This is a genomic window from Alphaproteobacteria bacterium (assembly GCA_040216735.1).
Taxonomy (GTDB): Bacteria; Pseudomonadota; Alphaproteobacteria; order SHVP01; family SHVP01; genus CALJDF01.
The window spans coordinates 462,750-477,847 of the sequence record JAVJOO010000002.1; the positions used below are offsets into that span (position 1 = coordinate 462,750).

At 64.3% G+C, this 15,098-nt stretch carries 16 protein-coding genes; 11 read left to right on the plus strand and 5 right to left on the minus strand.

Features of this window, described 5'->3' with window-relative positions:
- Positions 1-5: 5 nt before the first annotated feature.
- The 4 genes from rfaD to RID42_03415 form a co-directional block, all read right to left on the minus strand.
- Positions 6-992: an ADP-glyceromanno-heptose 6-epimerase gene (gene rfaD / locus RID42_03400; protein ID MEQ8246702.1), complete on the minus strand. Its 987-nt coding sequence runs from the start codon at positions 990-992 to the stop codon at positions 6-8.
- A 3-nt stretch (positions 993-995) separates the two neighbouring features.
- Positions 996-2,459 (minus strand): D-glycero-beta-D-manno-heptose-7-phosphate kinase, encoded by a 1,464-nt coding sequence (gene rfaE1, locus RID42_03405; protein ID MEQ8246703.1) that lies wholly within the window; start codon positions 2,457-2,459, stop codon positions 996-998.
- A gap of 69 nt (positions 2,460-2,528) precedes the next feature.
- Positions 2,529-3,086 (minus strand): ActR/PrrA/RegA family redox response regulator transcription factor, encoded by a 558-nt coding sequence (locus tag RID42_03410; protein ID MEQ8246704.1) that lies wholly within the window; start codon positions 3,084-3,086, stop codon positions 2,529-2,531.
- A complete protein-coding gene (locus RID42_03415; protein MEQ8246705.1) occupies positions 3,083-4,405 on the minus strand; it encodes an ActS/PrrB/RegB family redox-sensitive histidine kinase in 1,323 nt (440 codons plus the stop codon). The genes RID42_03410 and RID42_03415 overlap by 4 nt, the downstream gene beginning before the upstream one ends.
- 78 nt (positions 4,406-4,483) lie before the next feature.
- On the opposite strand from RID42_03415, the gene RID42_03420 reads away from it, so the two are divergent.
- From RID42_03420 to RID42_03430, 3 genes are all read left to right on the plus strand, one after another.
- Positions 4,484-5,236, plus strand: a complete 753-nt coding sequence (locus RID42_03420; GenBank protein ID MEQ8246706.1) for an ABC transporter ATP-binding protein — start codon at positions 4,484-4,486, stop codon at positions 5,234-5,236.
- Between the two features lie 68 nt (positions 5,237-5,304).
- Positions 5,305-6,072, plus strand: coding sequence for an ABC transporter permease (locus RID42_03425; protein MEQ8246707.1), 768 nt, complete (start codon positions 5,305-5,307; stop codon positions 6,070-6,072).
- 58 nt (positions 6,073-6,130) lie between these two features.
- The gene (locus RID42_03430; GenBank protein ID MEQ8246708.1) at positions 6,131-6,832 is read left to right on the plus strand and encodes a lipid-binding SYLF domain-containing protein; all 702 of its coding nucleotides are present in this window, start codon (positions 6,131-6,133) and stop codon (positions 6,830-6,832) included.
- On the opposite strand, the gene RID42_03435 is transcribed toward RID42_03430, so the two are convergent.
- Positions 6,829-7,764 carry a cobalamin biosynthesis protein gene (locus tag RID42_03435; GenBank protein ID MEQ8246709.1) on the minus strand — a complete coding sequence of 312 codons (936 nt, stop codon included), beginning with the start codon at positions 7,762-7,764 and terminating at the stop codon, positions 6,829-6,831. The genes RID42_03430 and RID42_03435 overlap by 4 nt on opposite strands.
- A 62-nt stretch (positions 7,765-7,826) precedes the next feature.
- Between RID42_03435 and RID42_03440 the strand changes: the two genes are divergently transcribed.
- The 8 genes from RID42_03440 (at position 7,827) to RID42_03475 (ending at position 15,088) form a co-directional block, all read left to right on the plus strand.
- On the plus strand, positions 7,827-8,126 hold the full coding sequence (locus RID42_03440) for a hypothetical protein (protein ID MEQ8246710.1): 300 nt from the start codon (positions 7,827-7,829) through the stop codon (positions 8,124-8,126).
- A 72-nt stretch (positions 8,127-8,198) separates the two neighbouring features.
- Positions 8,199-8,822, plus strand: coding sequence for an SCO family protein (locus tag RID42_03445; protein ID MEQ8246711.1), 624 nt, complete (start codon positions 8,199-8,201; stop codon positions 8,820-8,822).
- An 89-nt stretch (positions 8,823-8,911) separates the two neighbouring features.
- Positions 8,912-10,129 (plus strand): polyhydroxyalkanoate depolymerase, encoded by a 1,218-nt coding sequence (gene phaZ / locus RID42_03450; protein ID MEQ8246712.1) that lies wholly within the window; start codon positions 8,912-8,914, stop codon positions 10,127-10,129.
- An 82-nt stretch (positions 10,130-10,211) separates the two neighbouring features.
- On the plus strand, positions 10,212-10,607 hold the full coding sequence (locus RID42_03455; protein ID MEQ8246713.1) for a YcgN family cysteine cluster protein: 396 nt from the start codon (positions 10,212-10,214) through the stop codon (positions 10,605-10,607).
- Positions 10,595-11,317, plus strand: coding sequence for a SprT family zinc-dependent metalloprotease (locus tag RID42_03460; GenBank protein ID MEQ8246714.1), 723 nt, complete (start codon positions 10,595-10,597; stop codon positions 11,315-11,317). The genes RID42_03455 and RID42_03460 overlap by 13 nt, the downstream gene beginning before the upstream one ends.
- Before the next feature lie 78 nt (positions 11,318-11,395).
- Positions 11,396-12,592 carry a multidrug effflux MFS transporter gene (locus tag RID42_03465; protein ID MEQ8246715.1) on the plus strand — a complete coding sequence of 399 codons (1,197 nt, stop codon included), beginning with the start codon at positions 11,396-11,398 and terminating at the stop codon, positions 12,590-12,592.
- Positions 12,589-13,806, plus strand: a complete 1,218-nt coding sequence (locus tag RID42_03470; GenBank protein ID MEQ8246716.1) for a multidrug effflux MFS transporter — start codon at positions 12,589-12,591, stop codon at positions 13,804-13,806. The genes RID42_03465 and RID42_03470 overlap by 4 nt, the downstream gene beginning before the upstream one ends.
- 82 nt (positions 13,807-13,888) lie before the next feature.
- Complete coding sequence (locus tag RID42_03475; protein ID MEQ8246717.1) at positions 13,889-15,088, plus strand: multidrug effflux MFS transporter; 1,200 nt, start codon at positions 13,889-13,891, stop codon at positions 15,086-15,088.
- Positions 15,089-15,098 lie beyond the last annotated feature (10 nt).

The following is a 15,098-nucleotide window of genomic DNA, read 5'->3' on the forward strand; positions in this document are numbered from 1 at the left end:
GGGTTTTAACGGTAGGGGTCGGGTTTGGAGAGGAATTGCTGGACGTAGCGTTTCACGCCGTCTTCGAGTGAGGTGAAGGTGCGGGTGAAGCCGGCTTCACGGAAGCGGTCCATCTTGGCTTCGGTGAAGTATTGGTACTTGTCGCGCAGGTCGGCCGGGGTGTCGATCCAGTCGACGGTGAGTTCCTCGCCCATCGCATCGGCGACAGCGTAAGCCATGTCGAGGAAGGTGCGCGCCTCGCCGGAACCCATGTTGAAAATGCCGGTCAGTTCGTCCTGCTCGAGAATCCATTCGATCGCGGCGACGCAATCTTCGACGAAGATAAAGTCGCGCATTTGTCCGCCGTCCTCGTAATCCGGATTGTGCGAACGGAACAGCCGCACCGGCTCGCCGATCAGGATGCTGTCGTGCACCTGGAGCGCGACCGAGGACATACGGCCCTTGTGATACTCGTTGGGACCGTAGACGTTGAAGAATTTAAGACCCGCCCATTTTTCGGGCGCGGGCAGACGTTCGGCCATGATGCGCGCGACGCGGCGGTCGAACAGGTGTTTGCTCCAACCGTAGGGGTTGAGCGGACGCAGGCGCGAGAGTGCCGACATGCTGTCGCTGTCCTCGAAACCCTGACGGCCGTCGCCGTAGGTCGCGGCGGAGGACGCGTAGATAAAGGCGGCTTCGTTGCGGGCGCACCAATCCCAGAGCGCCATTGAGAATTTGAAATTGTTGCGCAGGATCAGGTCGACATCGGTTTCGGTCGTGTCGGTAACCGCGCCAAGATGGACGATCGCCTCCAATCGGAAACTTTCGGAATTGAGGAAGTCGATCAAGTCGGGCGGAGAGATCACGCCGGCAAGTTCGTGCTTGGCGAGATTCATCCACTTGTCGCTTTTGCCGAACACATCGCAGACCGCGATTTCGCGGTCGCCCTTGGCGGCCAACGCGGCAACGACGTTGGATCCGATAAAGCCGGCACCGCCGGTAACGACGATCATGCCCTAGCCTGCCATGCGCGAAACGGTACGCGTCGTGCTGTGACCGTCGAGATAGTCGGCGAGGATCACGGTGCCGCCGTAGGACTGAACGACATCGGCGCCGACTACTTGGTCGATACGATAGTCGCCGCCCTTGACCAGCACATCGGGCCGGATCGCCTTGATCAAATCGAGCGGCGTCTCATCGCCGAAGACCACGACGAGATCGACCTGCGACATCGCTCCCAGTACCATCGCGCGGGCGGTTTCGGATTGGATCGGGCGGGTCGGCCCCTTGAGGCCTCGCACCGAGGCGTCGCTGTTGAGCGCCACGATCAGACGGTCGCAATGGCTCTTTGCCTGGGACAGCGATGCGATATGGCCGGGGTGCAACAGGTCGAACGCGCCGTTGGTGAAGCCGATGCGCAGGCCACGTTCGCGCCACCCGGCAGCGATCCGCAGCGCCTCGTCGAGCGGACGCAGCTTGGCGTCGCTGGCGCGCAGATCGGCCTCGTGGACGTGGGCGATCAATTCCTGCGCGGATACCACTGCGGTCCCGGCCTTGGTGACGACGATCCCTGCCGCGGTGTTGGCAAGCGCGGCAGCATCGGCCGGCTCGATGCCGGCAGCGAGTGCCGCAGCGAACGCTGCAACAACGGTATCGCCCGCGCCGGAAACGTCGAATACCTCGCGCGCCTCGGCGGCAAGGTGCAGCGGCGCGCCCTGGCGCCCGATCAGCGACATGCCGTCTTCGCTGCGCGTGACAAGCATGTTGGCGATACCGGCGCTCTCCATGACCCGTTGCGCGTTTTGGACGATTTCATCGGCGGTACGCGCTGTTTCGCCGCTGGCTAGCGCCAGTTCGGCGCGGTTGGGCGAGACATAGTCCGCGCCGCGATAGCGCGCAAAGTCGCGACCGTGGGGATCGACCACGACCGGAATGTTCTGCGCCGCCGCCTTGGCGACGATCTGGCGCAACGTATCGGGAGTCAACACGCCCTTGCCGTAATCCGACAGAACCAGCGCTGTGGCCTGGGGCATGGCCGCATCGACCAAACGCAGAACCTCGACTGCCAACGAGCCACCAACCGCGTGATTTTGTTCGCTGTCGGCGCGCAGGACCTGCTGGCTTTGCGCGACGTAGCGGGTTTTTTGAGTTGTAGGCCGCGCGGCATCGATCACCGGATGCGCGGTGAGGCGATCGTGGCCGTCGATCAGGTCGGCGAGGTCGCGGCCGGGCTCGTCGGCACCGGTGACACCGATCAAGGTCGCCGACCCGCCCAGCGCGACGACGTTCGCCGCGACATTTCCGGCACCGCCCAGCATGAGTTTTTCACTGCCGATCGTAAAGACGGGGATGGGCGCCTCGGGCGAGATGCGATCGACGGTGCCCGAGACGAAGCGGTCGAGCATCAGGTCGCCGACCACGAGAACGTGGGCGTCCGCGAGCGCCGCAACCTGTCTGGCAAGCCTGTCGGAGTAGGTCATCCTGCCCACGGGTTATACCCGCGACTCCCTCTAAGTTCCACTGATTCCAGTATTTTTTGCGTCCTGCCGCTAGTGTGGCGAGCGCTTGGCGAGGATCCGCTGGAGGGTGCGGCGGTGCATGTTGAGACGCCGCGCGGTCTCCGAGACGTTGCGGTCGCACAGCTCGTAAACGCGCTGAATATGCTCCCAGCGCACCCGGTCCGCCGACATCGGCTGTTCTGGGGGCGGTGGCTTGTCGCCGCTGGTTGCGAGTAATGCAGCTTCGATCTCGTCGGCGTCGGCGGGCTTGGCGAGGTAATCCACCGCGCCGGCTTTGACCGCCGCCACCGCCGTCGCGATGTTGCCATAACCGGTCAGGATGACGATCCGGGCGTCGGGATTCTGAGCCCGGATCACCGGCACGATATCGAGACCAAATCCCTTTTCGAGCCGTAGGTCGAGTACAGCGTGGGTCGGCTGGTGGGCAGCGATCGCGGTCGCCGCATCGAGCTCGTCGGCGGCGGTCACTACCGCGAAGCCGCGCTTTTCCATTGCCCGCGCCAGACGGTCGCGGAACGGTGCATCGTCGTCGACGATCAAGAGGCGGCGCGCGGCGGCGGCTGGGTCGGGCGGCGGAGTTTCTGTCATGGGGACGATTCCGATTGGTCGAGGGCTGCGCGTGGCCAGCGGATCGCAACCTGCGCGCCGCCCAGGGGCGTGTTTTGAAAACGAACGGTCGCGCCAGTCCGTTCCAGTAGCGTCTTGGCGATGAACAGGCCCAGACCCATGCCACCGGAATGTCGCCGTGTCGAGACATAAGGTTCGCCGAGGTCGCCGAGGACGGCATTAGCAAAGCCGCGCCCGTCGTCGGCGATCGCCACCGTCATATCCGCCGCCGTCGCGCTCACCGCGATATCGACGCGGGTGTGGGCGAAGTCGACTGCGTTCTCGACGATATTGCCGAGGCCGTGGACGATTTCGGGCCGACGCGCAATGTGCGGCATGGCAACCCCGGGGTCGCACTGGGCGGAAATCTCGACGACTTTATGGGCGCGGTGGCGCGCCACAATCGTCTCGACCAAGACCGGCACCGCGAGGCGCTCGAAGGGCGAAGAGCCGTCCCGGCGCGGATCGCGCGACAGTTCAGCAAGGATGTCGCGGCACCGACCGGTCTCGCGCAGCAGCAGATCCATGTCCTCGGCGAGCGCGCCACCCTCGGCCACGTCGCGGCGCATCTCCTTGGCAATCAACGCAATCGTCGAGAGCGGCGTACCCAATTCGTGCGCCGCGGCCGCCGCCAGACCGCCCAGCGACGACAACTGTTGTTCGCGGGCCAGTGCCATTTGGGTTTCCGCCAACGCATCGGACATCCGGCGCGCTTCAGCGGCGACGCGCCAGGCATAGACCGCGATGAAGCCCATACCGAGGATCAGCGCGGACCAAATGCCCGCGATATAGAGCATTGGAAGCACCAACCCCTCGCCGTGCCACGGCAGCGGCAGGTGATAGAGCGCAACCAGCGTCAGACTAGCCACCGCGAGGCCGCCCAGGACGAGCGTGCTGCGAAAACTGAGGATGGTGGCCGATACCGTGACCGGCACCAGGACCAAAACGGCAAAGGGGTTTTCGATACCGCCGGTCAGGTACAAGAGGATCGCCAGTTGCAACGTGTCATAGCTGAGATAGAGCAGCGCCTGCAGATCGCTGAGCCGTGTCGTCGGCGCATAGCGCACACTCAGCACCGCGTTGAGCGCGACCGACGCCAGCACCACCAACAGCGCCGGTACAAACGCCATCTCGAAACCGAGCCCGAAATGAACGAAGACGATCGCCGCCGCCTGACCGGCCAGCGCGACCCAGCGGATCAGCACCAGCGTCTGCAGCCGCAGCGGACGGCGCCGCGCCGCCGGGGGGGCGAGGTGCGAGGGCGTCGGTCGAGGTGCTGTTACCAGGTTGTCGTTGCTCACGGCGGCACCCTATCGCCACGCCCGGACAGCGGCAACGCGGGGCTGGCGCGGGCCGATCCGAGACGCCATATTCGGCCCATGAATGCCCCGGCGGCGGCCATTTCGGTGCGCAATCTCAGTAAACGGTATGGCCAGGTTACAGCAGTCAACGATCTGTCGTTCGAGGTTGCGGCGGGGACCACGACCGCTCTCTTGGGCGGTAACGGTGCCGGCAAGACCACGACGATTTCTATCCTATTGGGCGTGCTGTTGCCGAGCGACGGGGCGGTCAGTGTGCTGGGCGAAGACATGTTACGGCATCGCTATCGCGTGCTGCCGCGGATGAACTTCTCTTCACCCTATGTCGATCTGCCACGCCGCCTGACTGTAAAGGAAAACCTGCGCATCTATGGGCGGTTGTATGCACTGCGCGATATGACCGGGCGAATCGAGGAACTCGGCGAGGCTCTCGAGTTGATGCCGCTAATGGACCGTCCCTTCGGCAATTTGTCGTCCGGGCAGAAAACCCGTGTCGCGTTGGCCAAGGCATTGTTGAACGATCCCGACGTCTTGCTGTTGGACGAACCGACCGCGTCGCTTGACCCTGATTCAGCCGACTGGATTCGTACCTTCTTGAAGGCCTACCAAACCCGGACGCGAGCCACCTTCCTGATGGCCTCGCACAACATGGCCGAGGTCGAACGGCTTTGCGACGATGTGATCATGCTGCGTACCGGGAAGGTCGTGGGTCGCGGCACGCCGCAGACTCTGATCGACCGGTACGGCCGCAAGACCCTGGAGGAAGTGTTCCTCGATATCGCGCGTGGCCGCGACACGGTGGCCGCGCCGTGACCGCGCGCCGGCACGATGTGGTTCGCCGCGACGCCTATTTCGCGTTTTCGCCGCTGCGGGTGAGCGCGATGGTGATGCGCTATTGGTATTTGCTGCGCGGGTCGTGGCCGCGCATCCTCGAACTCGCTTATTGGCCGACGATGCAGGTCGTCCTGTGGGGATTTCTAACTCTGTATCTTGCGCAGAATTCGAGCCTGTTCGTTCAGGCTTTCGGCGTTTTGCTGTCGGCGGTCCTGTTGTGGGATGTCCTGTTCCGCGGGCAGTTGGGCGTGTCGATGTCGTTTTTGGAGGAAATGTGGTCGCGTAACCTCGGTCATTTGTTCGTTTCCCCGTTGCGCCCGTACGAACTTTTGGCGTCGTTGATGACGATCAGTCTGATCAAGACGGTGATCGGGATTGTCCCGGCCTCCTTGCTGGCATACGCGCTGTTCGACTTTTCGGTCTATTCGCTGGGGCTCCCGCTGGTTGGGTTCTTTATCAACCTGATCGTGATGGGCTGGGCTCTGGGGCTGGTGATGGCCGGATTGGTCCTGCGCTACGGCCTGGGGGCAGAGAGCCTCGCGTGGGTTGCGGTGTTTGCGCTGGCGCCGCTGTCGGCGATCTACTACCCGGTCGCGGTGTTGCCGCCGTGGGTGCAACCGCTGACCTTCATCTTGCCGGCCAGTCACGTGTTCGAGGGAATGCGCGCGATCCTGATCGACGGCGTTTACCGGCCCGAATTGATGTGGACCGCTTCGGCGTTAAACGTGGTCTATTTGATCGGCGGGTCGCTCGGGTTCCTGGCGTTTTTCCGCCGGGCCCGCACATTGGGATTGATCTTGAACCTGGGCGAATGAGCCACAAAACAGCCCCATTTGGGTCCCATGATGCGGGTCCATCGGAAGGAGCGAAACAATGAAAATGCACACGATGGCGCGCGCAGCGGCGATATTCTTCGGCATCTTGGCCATAGTGATCGGCAGCCAAAGCGGAACGGCCCGCGCTGGCGAAGCGCAGACCCTCGTCGACAAGGCGGTCCTGACGGTGAAGTCCTTCGAGACCGACCCGGACATGGGCTCGATGCGCATTTTGTTGAGCCGCGCCCAGGGCGTGCTGATCCTACCGCAAATGTTGAAGGCCGGGTTTATCGTCGGCGGTGAAGGCGGTTCGGGCGTGATGCTGGTGCGCAAGGGCGAGTCTTGGACCCCGCCAGCCTTCTACACGATGGGCGCCGGCAGCATCGGCTTACAGTTCGGCGCGCAGGCGTCCGAGGTGGTATTGCTGCTGATGACCAAGCGCGCGGTCGACGCGGTGCTGTTCAACAAAGTGAAGCTGGGTGCCGATGCGAGCGTCGCGGCGGGGCCGATTGGCGCGGGCATCGAGGCCGCGACGACAACGAATTTTCGCGAGGATGTCTATTCCTATTCCAAGTCCAAGGGGTTGTTCGCTGGCGCCTCGGTCGAGGGCGCGGTGATCGAGCAGCGCGAAAGCCTGAACCGCGAGTACTACGGCCGCAACGTCTCGCCCGAAGACATTCTGTTCAAGAACGCGGTGACCAATCCCGAGGCTGACGTGTTGCGCCAAGCGCTCAACGCGCTGTTGCGCAGCCGCACTTAGCCTGCCCGCTCGGCCAACTCGATTATGGCGACGAGTAGCACGACCAGGGCATTGAGCACACAGGCCACGACGAGCAGGTAGAAACAACGATGGGCGTCAGCGGGCGAGGCGTCGCTGCGGGCGCCCGCGGGTTCGATCCAGGGCGTGACGCCGCGCTCGGGTCCGTCGAGGTGACGCGGTCCGGTGAGCATGACGCCGAGCGCTCCGGCCATCGCGGCCACCGGCCAGGCGGCACTGCGCAACCGCCGGCCAGGCGCATGGCCAAGCATCGCAGCCATCGACCCACCCAGCGAAGCACCCGGCGTAAACATCGCCGAGAAGGCCAGCAGCACCGCGGCGAGCCGCAGCGGCACCCACCCGAGCGCATCGTGCAGTCGCATCGAGACGAACCCCAAGGCACGGTCGTCTGCCCCGGGCCGGTCGAACAGCAACGCGGCGACCAATAACAAGCGGTAGACGATCATCCCGGTGAGGCCGAGGAGGGCATACCAAAAGGCCAGCGCCACCACGCCCTCGGCGTAGCGCAATGCGGCGCTTTCGACCGATTGGCGCAAGCCGCCGTCGGCGGCGCGGGGCGGGGTCCGGATGCTGCGCCCGAGCGCGCCGAACAGCGCGCGCTGGTCAACCACGATCAGCAGCGCCGCCAACGACAGCGACCAGCCGAAAGGGACCGCCGCGGACGCCGCCGAAACGGCAACGCCGACGATGATCCCGACAACGATCAAAAAGAGACTAAGGATCAAGCCGCGTACCAGCAGGGTAGCAGGCGTACGGCCGGTGCGGTCGAGGCGGCGCGCGGCCTCCCCAATCAAACGTGCCGCAATCCGGTCGAACGGGCGGCGCGGGCGACGTAGCACCAACCCGAGCAAGGCGTCGATGACGAAGGCCGCAAGGAGAAGGAAAAACGGCTCGGGCCCCGCGCCAATCGTCAACCAGGCGAAATCCGGGGTAGTGTCGAAGCCTGTCATCGATGGAGGATGGGGGCTGCTAAGGCATGCGTCAACGCGGGCCAAACCCTAACAAAATGGAGCCCGGCACGACCTGGGTGCGGGCAGTTTCGGCCCTGATCGCGCTGGGGGTGGTGGCGCTGATTGCGCGCGATCCGGCGTGGGCTGGGAGCAACGGGACCCTGCTCCAGCGGGCCGGCGGCGCGGCGATGATCGTCGGTGCCGTCGGCGCGCTGTTGTATGCGCTGGAACTCCGCGGTACCCGCCCGCCGGTGCGTGCCCTGACCCACCCCAGCGCGGCGTGGACGCTGGTCCTAGTCGGTGCTGCCGGACAGGCCCTGGTGTGACGCGACAACGGGTCGCAGCCATTCACGCAAGCGGGATTTGCACCCGCGGCGCCGGTTTGCTGTTCTAGCGCCATGTCCACACCGTCCCCGAAGAAATCCACGGCCCGGCGCCGCGGGCCCATCCTGATTATCGCCGCGGTCCTTGCCGTGATCGGTGGCCTCGGGCTTGGACTGTTAGTCCCGGTGAGCAAACCCAACCTGCCTGTGAGCCAATCGATCGTCGGTGGCCCGTTCGAAATGGTCAACCACCGGGGCGAAACCGTCACGGAGGACACCTTCAAGGGCCGCCACATGCTGGTCTATTTCGGCTACACCTTTTGCCCCGACGTGTGCCCGACCGAGTTGCAGGCGATGACGGTCGCGCTCAACGACCTGGGCGCCAAGGCCGACGCCATCACGCCCGTCTTCGTCACCATCGACCCCGAGCGCGACGACGTCGAAGCGATGCGTACCTATGTCAGCTTTTTCCACCCGCGGTTGATCGGCCTGACCGGCACGCCCGCGCAAGTGAAGGCGATGACCGACGCGTTCGGCGTCTATGCCGCCCGGGCGCGCGACACCGGGTCGTCGAGCGACTATTTGATGGACCACTCCTCGATGATCTTCCTGATGGACGAAGACGGACGATACGTCACCCATTTCCGCGCCGGCACTGCGCCGGAGGCGATGGCTCGGCAGCTCGCAGCGGCCCTGTAGAGGCTGTTTCCTCTAGGGAATTTTTCGGTTACTCTCAGAGACTTACCGCGATTCCTTGCGCGGTGACCAGGAACAGTTAGGGCGTTTGATTGCTTTATTCCGCGCACGAGTTTCAGCAGGCCGCGACCGCTGCCCTGCGCACGACCTTGCAGGCGGGACAAATCGCTTTCCGCCATCCACTCAACCCGCTTACCCATACCGATTTCGGTCGGCGCACGGCAGCGGCCTATGAGTTGGTCGAATACACGACACGGCGCCGCAGCAAGCCGCAGTTCGGGCTGACCCACGTCGAAACCGCAAAGGGGCCGGTGCCGATCACCGAAGTCGCGGTGCGCGAGGACGCCTTCTGCAACTTGCTCCATTTCGAGCGACCGGGATGCGAGGCGTTGCCGCGCGTCTTGGTGGTAGCGCCGTTATCGGGCCACTTCGCCACGCTGTTGCGCGGCACCGTCGATGCGCTGCTGCCCGAGCACGACGTTTACATCACCGATTGGATCGATGCGCGCGACGTGCCGGTTGCGCGCGGCCGCTTTTCGCTCGACGACTACATCGCCTATACCATTTGCTTCCTGCGCCACCTTGGCCCCGGCACCCACGTCATGGCGGTGTGCCAGCCATCGGTACCGGTGCTGGCCGCTTCCGCGTTGATGGCCGAGGACAACGATCCTGCGCGGCCCAAGTCGATGATCCTGATGGGCGGGCCGATCGATACCCGGGTCAACCCGACCGCGCCCAACGACCTCGCGCAATCTCAGTCACTGGCGTGGTTCGAGCGCAACGTCATCACCACAGTACCGATGAGCTATCCGGGTTTCATGCGGCAGGTCTACCCGGGCTTTCTGCAATTGACCGGATTCATGACGATGAACCTGGAGCGCCACATGAACGCGCACTGGGACCTGTACGATCATTTGGTCGAAGGCGACGGCGACAGTGTCGCGGCGCACCAGAAGTTCTATGACGAGTACCTTTCGGTCATGGACCTACCGGCCGAGTATTATCTGCAAACCGTCAAGACGGTGTTCCAGGACCACGCGCTACCGCAGGGGACGTTCAAGTGGGGCGAGCGGTTGGTCGATCCCGGTGCGATAATCGATATCGGCCTGATGACGGTCGAGGGCGAACTCGACGATATTTCGGGTCTGGGCCAAACCCGAGCCGCACACGATTTATGCGTGAACTTGCCTGCCGCCAAGAAACGCCACCACGAACAGGCGCAAACCGGACACTACGGCATTTTCAACGGGCGGCGCTGGCGCACCGAGATCCTGCCGAGGGTCCACGAGGCGATACTTGCCAACGCCTAGCGCTCCCCGCGCAACGCCCGGCACGCAACGCACCGCGGCCCCCGACGACGAACCGTTCTGGAAGCATAAGACCTTGTCCGAGATGACTCGCACAGAGTGGGAATCGCTGTGCGACGGATGCGGTAAATGCTGCTTGCTGAAGCTGCAGGACATCGAGACCGATGTCGTCGAGTACACTAACGTCGCCTGCCGGCTGTTGGACGATGAAACCTGCCGCTGTACCCGCTACACCGAACGTCAGCGCTATGTGCCCGATTGCGTCGTGCTGTCGCCCGATAACATCGCGCAGTTGTCGTGGATGCCGTCGACCTGTGCCTACCGGCTGATCGCCGAGGGACGCGCGCTGCCGATATGGCACCACCTCGTGTCGGGCAGCCGCAACACGGTCAACATGGCGGGGCATTCGGTGCGCGGACGCACCATTGCTGAGGCCGACGCGCCGGATCCGGAACTGCACATCGTGCGATGGCCGCGGTAAAGATCGACGGGGATCGCGGGCAAACCGTCGAGATCGACGGGACGACGGTTCCGCTCGCCGTGCAGGTCAACGGTCGGGCGCGTAACATCAGCTTGCGGGTCGATGAACGTACCGGCGGGATCGAATTGGTTCTGCCGCGCTTTGTCGCCAAGGCCGACGGGCTCGCCTTCGTGCAAGAGAAATCCCGGTGGATCATGCACCAGGTGCGCGACCTTGCGCCGCGGGTGGCGTTTACCGATGGCGCGGTCCTGCCGCTGCTCGGCATCGACCATTGCATCGTCCACCGCGCCGGGGCGCGTGGCACCGTATGGGCGGACGCTGACGCGAAAACGATCAACGTCGCCGGCGAGGCGCCCCATGTCGCGCGCCGGGTCGCCGATTGGCTTAAGGCGCAGGCGCGCGGCGAGGTCTCGTCCCGCGCCCACGATTTCGCCCGCGATCTCGACCGGCGCATCCGTACGATTCAAATTCGCGATACCCGCAGCCGGTGGGGGAGTTGTTCGGAGGATGCCCGGTTGTCGTTTTCCTGGCGGCTGATCCTCGCGCCCGAGAACGTGCTGACCTATGTCGTCGCGCACGAGGTCGCGCACCTGGTCGAACTCAACCACAGCAAGCGGTTTTGGGGGCTCGTCGACCGGCTCTGTCCAGACAACGGGCCCGCGAAATACTGGCTCAAACGTCACGGCGCATCGCTACACCGCTTCGGTTAAGCGGGCGTTTGCACCCACGCGCTCTGGGACCTAACGTGGCCTTAAGCGCCGCGCCGCCGCCATCGCCGATAAGGCAACATGCTTTCCAGACCTGGTACCCTGACCTTTGTCCTGTTTGCAGGCGGCCTGTTCGCGTTCAGCCCGCTGTCGACGGACATGTTTATTCCGTCCTTGCCCAGCCTGGCCCAAGCGCTCGACACGACGGTACCGGCGGTGCAATTGACGCTGAGCGTCTATTTGCTGGGCTTTGCGTTAAGCCAGCTTTTCTATGGACCGATCGCCGACCGGTTCGGGCGCAAGCCGACCATCCTGGGTGGGATCGCGATCTACCTCGTGGGCAGCGCGTTGTGCATGGCCGCCGGATCGATCGAGATGTTGGTGCTGGGCCGTTTCATCCAAGCGCTCGGCGCGGCCTTCGGCCAGGTACTGGGCCGGGCGGTCATTCGCGATGTAGCGAAACCCGAAGAGTCCGCGCGCATCTTGGCCTATGCGACGGTTATCATGGGCGGGACATCGTTGATCACGCCGAGTATCGGCGGATTGGTCACGGTCTATTTCGGGTGGCAGGTCATTTTCGCGGTGCTGATCGCCTATGCCCTGATCTATTTCCTGATCGTCGGCATCGGGTTTCGCGAATCCATCGTCGCGGTGAACCGCGACGCGATCCGACCTACGCAAATGCTGGCGAACTTCGGCATCCTGTTGCAACACCGCGCATTCCTGCGCAATACCATCAGCGTTTCGTTCATGTTCGGGACGCTGTTTACCTTTCTGTCGGGATCTTCGTTTGTGTTCATTGACGTGTACGGGGTGCCGACGACGCACTTTGGCCTGATCTTCACCGCGATGGCCGGCGCCTTCACGGTGGCTTCGGCAATCGTGGGACGATTGGGCGGACGGATGCGCCACGACACGATCTACCGCGCGGCGGCGGCAGGCGCGGCGGCAGCGGCCCTAGTCGCGCTGGGCTTGGTCCTGGCCGGGTGGACCGACGTCTTCGCCTTGGTCGGCGCGATGGCGGTGCTGTCGTTTGCGATGGGCTTCATGGTGCCGCTCGCCTTTGCCGGAGCAATGGCGCCCCACCCCGAAATGGCCGGCACCGCGTCGACCTTGATCGGCTTTATCCAAAGCGTCTTTTCGGCGGCGATGGGCGCCCTGGTCGGCCTTTTATTCGACGGCACCGGGGTGCCAATGTTCGCCCTGATCGCTGCCCTGTCGACCGGGGCGCTGGCGAGCTTCGTCCTGATCCGCCCGCGAGTCATGGTACCAACATGAGTCGAAGCCCGTTACGCCCGGGGTCGCTTCCCCTGATCCTGTTTGTCGGCGGCTTGGTCGCTGTCGGACCGCTATCGACCGACATGTACATCCCGGCCCTGCCCGCGATCCGGATCGGCTTCGGCAGCACCGTGACCATGGTGCAACTGACTTTCAGCGTGTTCCTGGTCGGCTTCGCCATCGGGCAATTGGCGGTGGGGCCGCTGGGCGACCGCTTCGGCCGGCGTCCGATCTTGCTGGGCGGCATGCTTCTCTATGCCGCGACGAGTCTGGCCGCCGGGGTGTCGCCGTCGGTCGAATGGCTGATCGTGCTGCGCTTCTTCCAAGCGCTGGGAGCGGCATCGGCCTGGGTGTTGAGCCGGGCGATCGTGCGCGATCTGCATCCGCCCGGCGAAACCACCCGTATCCTTGGCTACACCACCGGAATCATGGGCGCGTTATCCGCACTGGTGCCGATCACCGGTGGATTCTTGGCCGAGACCCTGGGATGGCAGGCGATCTTTTTCACCATTGCGGGTTTTGCCCTGGTCTATCTCGCGGTCATCGCGCTGTGGTTCGAGGAAACTACGGTACCCAACCCCGATGCGATTCGGCCGCTACCAATGCTGCGCACTTTTCGGCTGCTGTTGACCAACCGAGTGTTCGGCGGCTACGCCGCCTGCCTGTGCTTGGCGCTCGGCGCGATGTTCAGCTTCATGTCGGGCGGCGCGTTGGTGTTTATCGACACCCAAGGATTGACGCCGTCGCAGTTCGGCGCGTTGTTTCTAGCGATGGCGCCGGTGTTCTCGGCGTCGTCGTTCATGACCGGCCGCGCGGCGCGGTGGCTAGGGCCCAAGAACCTGTTCGGTGTCGGCGTGGGGTGCACCGTGGGCGGAACGGCGACGTTGTTTGCCCTGGCGCTGTCGGGTTCGTTGACGCTGTACATCGTTGTGCCGGCACTGATGCTGACGACCTTCGGCCTGGGCTTCATCATGCCGCTGTGTTTTTCCGGCGCGTTGGCGCCCTACCCGACCGTGGCGGGCACCGCCTCGTCGCTGATCGGCTTCATGCAGGCCGCGTTTTCGGCGGTGGTCGGCGTCCTGGTCGCGGCGATCTATGACGGCAGCGCACTACCGGTGATGGGCCTGATGGCCGGCTTGATGGGGTCGAGCGCGCTGGTCTACCTCGTTGTGCTGCGCCCGGTGATGAACCGACCCGGCGTTGAGGGCGCCTGACCCGCGCGTCTGGGCGGTCTGCGGAGTTGGCCTTGCGCGGACCCGCGCGTATAGTGCGCGCCCTTTCAAACTCGAGTGACCTATGGCCAAGCTGCGCGCCGGTACGCTGCCGCTGATTATCGTGCTGTCCGCCGTATTGGTGGTAGGCGAAATGGCGACCGACATGTTCATTGCGGCGCTACCGCAACTCGCCCGCGAGTATGCGGCGAGCGTGAGCAAGGTGCAGCTGACGCTGGGCGCCTACATGATCGGTTTTGCCATCGCCCAACTCGCCTACGGACCGATCTCTGACCGGTTCGGCCGGCGCGGCCCGTTGATGGCGGGGACCGCGCTGTTCCTGGCGGCGTCGCTGTTGAGTGCCCAAGCGAATTCGATCGAGATGCTGATCGCGTTGCGGTTCCTGCAAGCGTTGGGCGGGGCCGCCGGCGTGACGATCTGCATGGCGATCATCCGCGACATGCACGACCGCAATCGCTCGGCGATCATGCTAGCGCGCCTCGGCAGCATCATCGCGATCGCGCCGGCGTTAGCGCCGTTGTTCGGCGGGTGGCTCATCGAAACCTTTAGCTGGCGGGCGACCTTCTATGCGCTGGCGGTGTGGGCCGCCATCGCCATCGGCTTGGTCTGGTTTCTGATCCCCGAATCGAACCTCAACCGCGATGCCCGCGCGACCCAGGTGCTGGGGATGTTCCGAAACTTCGGGGCACTGCTGCGCAACCGTACCTATGTCGGGTTCATGCTGACGCTGGTGTTTTGCTTCGGCACGTTCTTCGCGTTTATCTTCGGCGCACCATTCGTGTTTATCGACGTGTTCGGTTTGAGCGAATCGACGTTTCCCCTGATCATCACGGTTCAAGTCGGTGGCTTCGTCGCCGGAACCATGCTGTCCGAGCGCTTGGCACCGCGCTTTGGCTTGGACACGGTGTTTCGCTGGGCCGTCGTGCTGGCGTGGTTGTCGGGGATGACGACGGCGGCCTTTCCGCTGTTGGGGATCGAAACGATCGTCACCATCGTCGCGCCGATGATCGTGTTCGCCTTCGCGGTCGGATTCATCTTTCCGCTGGGTACGGCAAGCGCGCTAGGCCCGTTTCCGCTGATGGCGGGCACCGCCGCGGCCTTGCTTGGGTTTCTCCAAACCCTGGGCGGTACCGGGTTCGGTGTCACCGTGGGCGCAGTATTCGACGGCCGCGCGGTGGGGATGACCAGCGTGATGGGAGTCTCGGTGACCCTCGCCCTGGCGGTCTATTTCGGGTTGCTGTGGCGGCGGCCCGTCGAGGGGTAGCCGGCGCCGG

What these genes read in the sequence shown, in the direction of transcription:
- rfaE1 (MEQ8246703.1), bottom strand. Translation starts at nt 2,459, where the DNA reads ATGACCTACTCCGACAGGCTTGCCAGACAGGTTGCGGCGCTCGCGGAC.
- RID42_03460 (MEQ8246714.1), top strand. Translation starts at nt 10,595, where the DNA reads ATGGCCGCGGTAAAGATCGACGGGGATCGCGGGCAAACCGTCGAGATC.
- RID42_03430 (MEQ8246708.1), top strand. Translation starts at nt 6,131, where the DNA reads ATGAAAATGCACACGATGGCGCGCGCAGCGGCGATATTCTTCGGCATC.
- RID42_03465 (MEQ8246715.1), top strand. Translation starts at nt 11,396, where the DNA reads ATGCTTTCCAGACCTGGTACCCTGACCTTTGTCCTGTTTGCAGGCGGC.
- rfaD (MEQ8246702.1), bottom strand. Translation starts at nt 992, where the DNA reads ATGATCGTCGTTACCGGCGGTGCCGGCTTTATCGGATCCAACGTCGTT.
- RID42_03410 (MEQ8246704.1), bottom strand. Translation starts at nt 3,086, where the DNA reads ATGACAGAAACTCCGCCGCCCGACCCAGCCGCCGCCGCGCGCCGCCTC.
- RID42_03475 (MEQ8246717.1), top strand. Translation starts at nt 13,889, where the DNA reads ATGGCCAAGCTGCGCGCCGGTACGCTGCCGCTGATTATCGTGCTGTCC.
- RID42_03455 (MEQ8246713.1), top strand. Translation starts at nt 10,212, where the DNA reads ATGACTCGCACAGAGTGGGAATCGCTGTGCGACGGATGCGGTAAATGC.
- RID42_03470 (MEQ8246716.1), top strand. Translation starts at nt 12,589, where the DNA reads ATGAGTCGAAGCCCGTTACGCCCGGGGTCGCTTCCCCTGATCCTGTTT.
- RID42_03425 (MEQ8246707.1), top strand. Translation starts at nt 5,305, where the DNA reads ATGGTGATGCGCTATTGGTATTTGCTGCGCGGGTCGTGGCCGCGCATC.
- RID42_03420 (MEQ8246706.1), top strand. Translation starts at nt 4,484, where the DNA reads ATGAATGCCCCGGCGGCGGCCATTTCGGTGCGCAATCTCAGTAAACGG.
- RID42_03445 (MEQ8246711.1), top strand. Translation starts at nt 8,199, where the DNA reads ATGTCCACACCGTCCCCGAAGAAATCCACGGCCCGGCGCCGCGGGCCC.
- RID42_03440 (MEQ8246710.1), top strand. Translation starts at nt 7,827, where the DNA reads ATGCGTCAACGCGGGCCAAACCCTAACAAAATGGAGCCCGGCACGACC.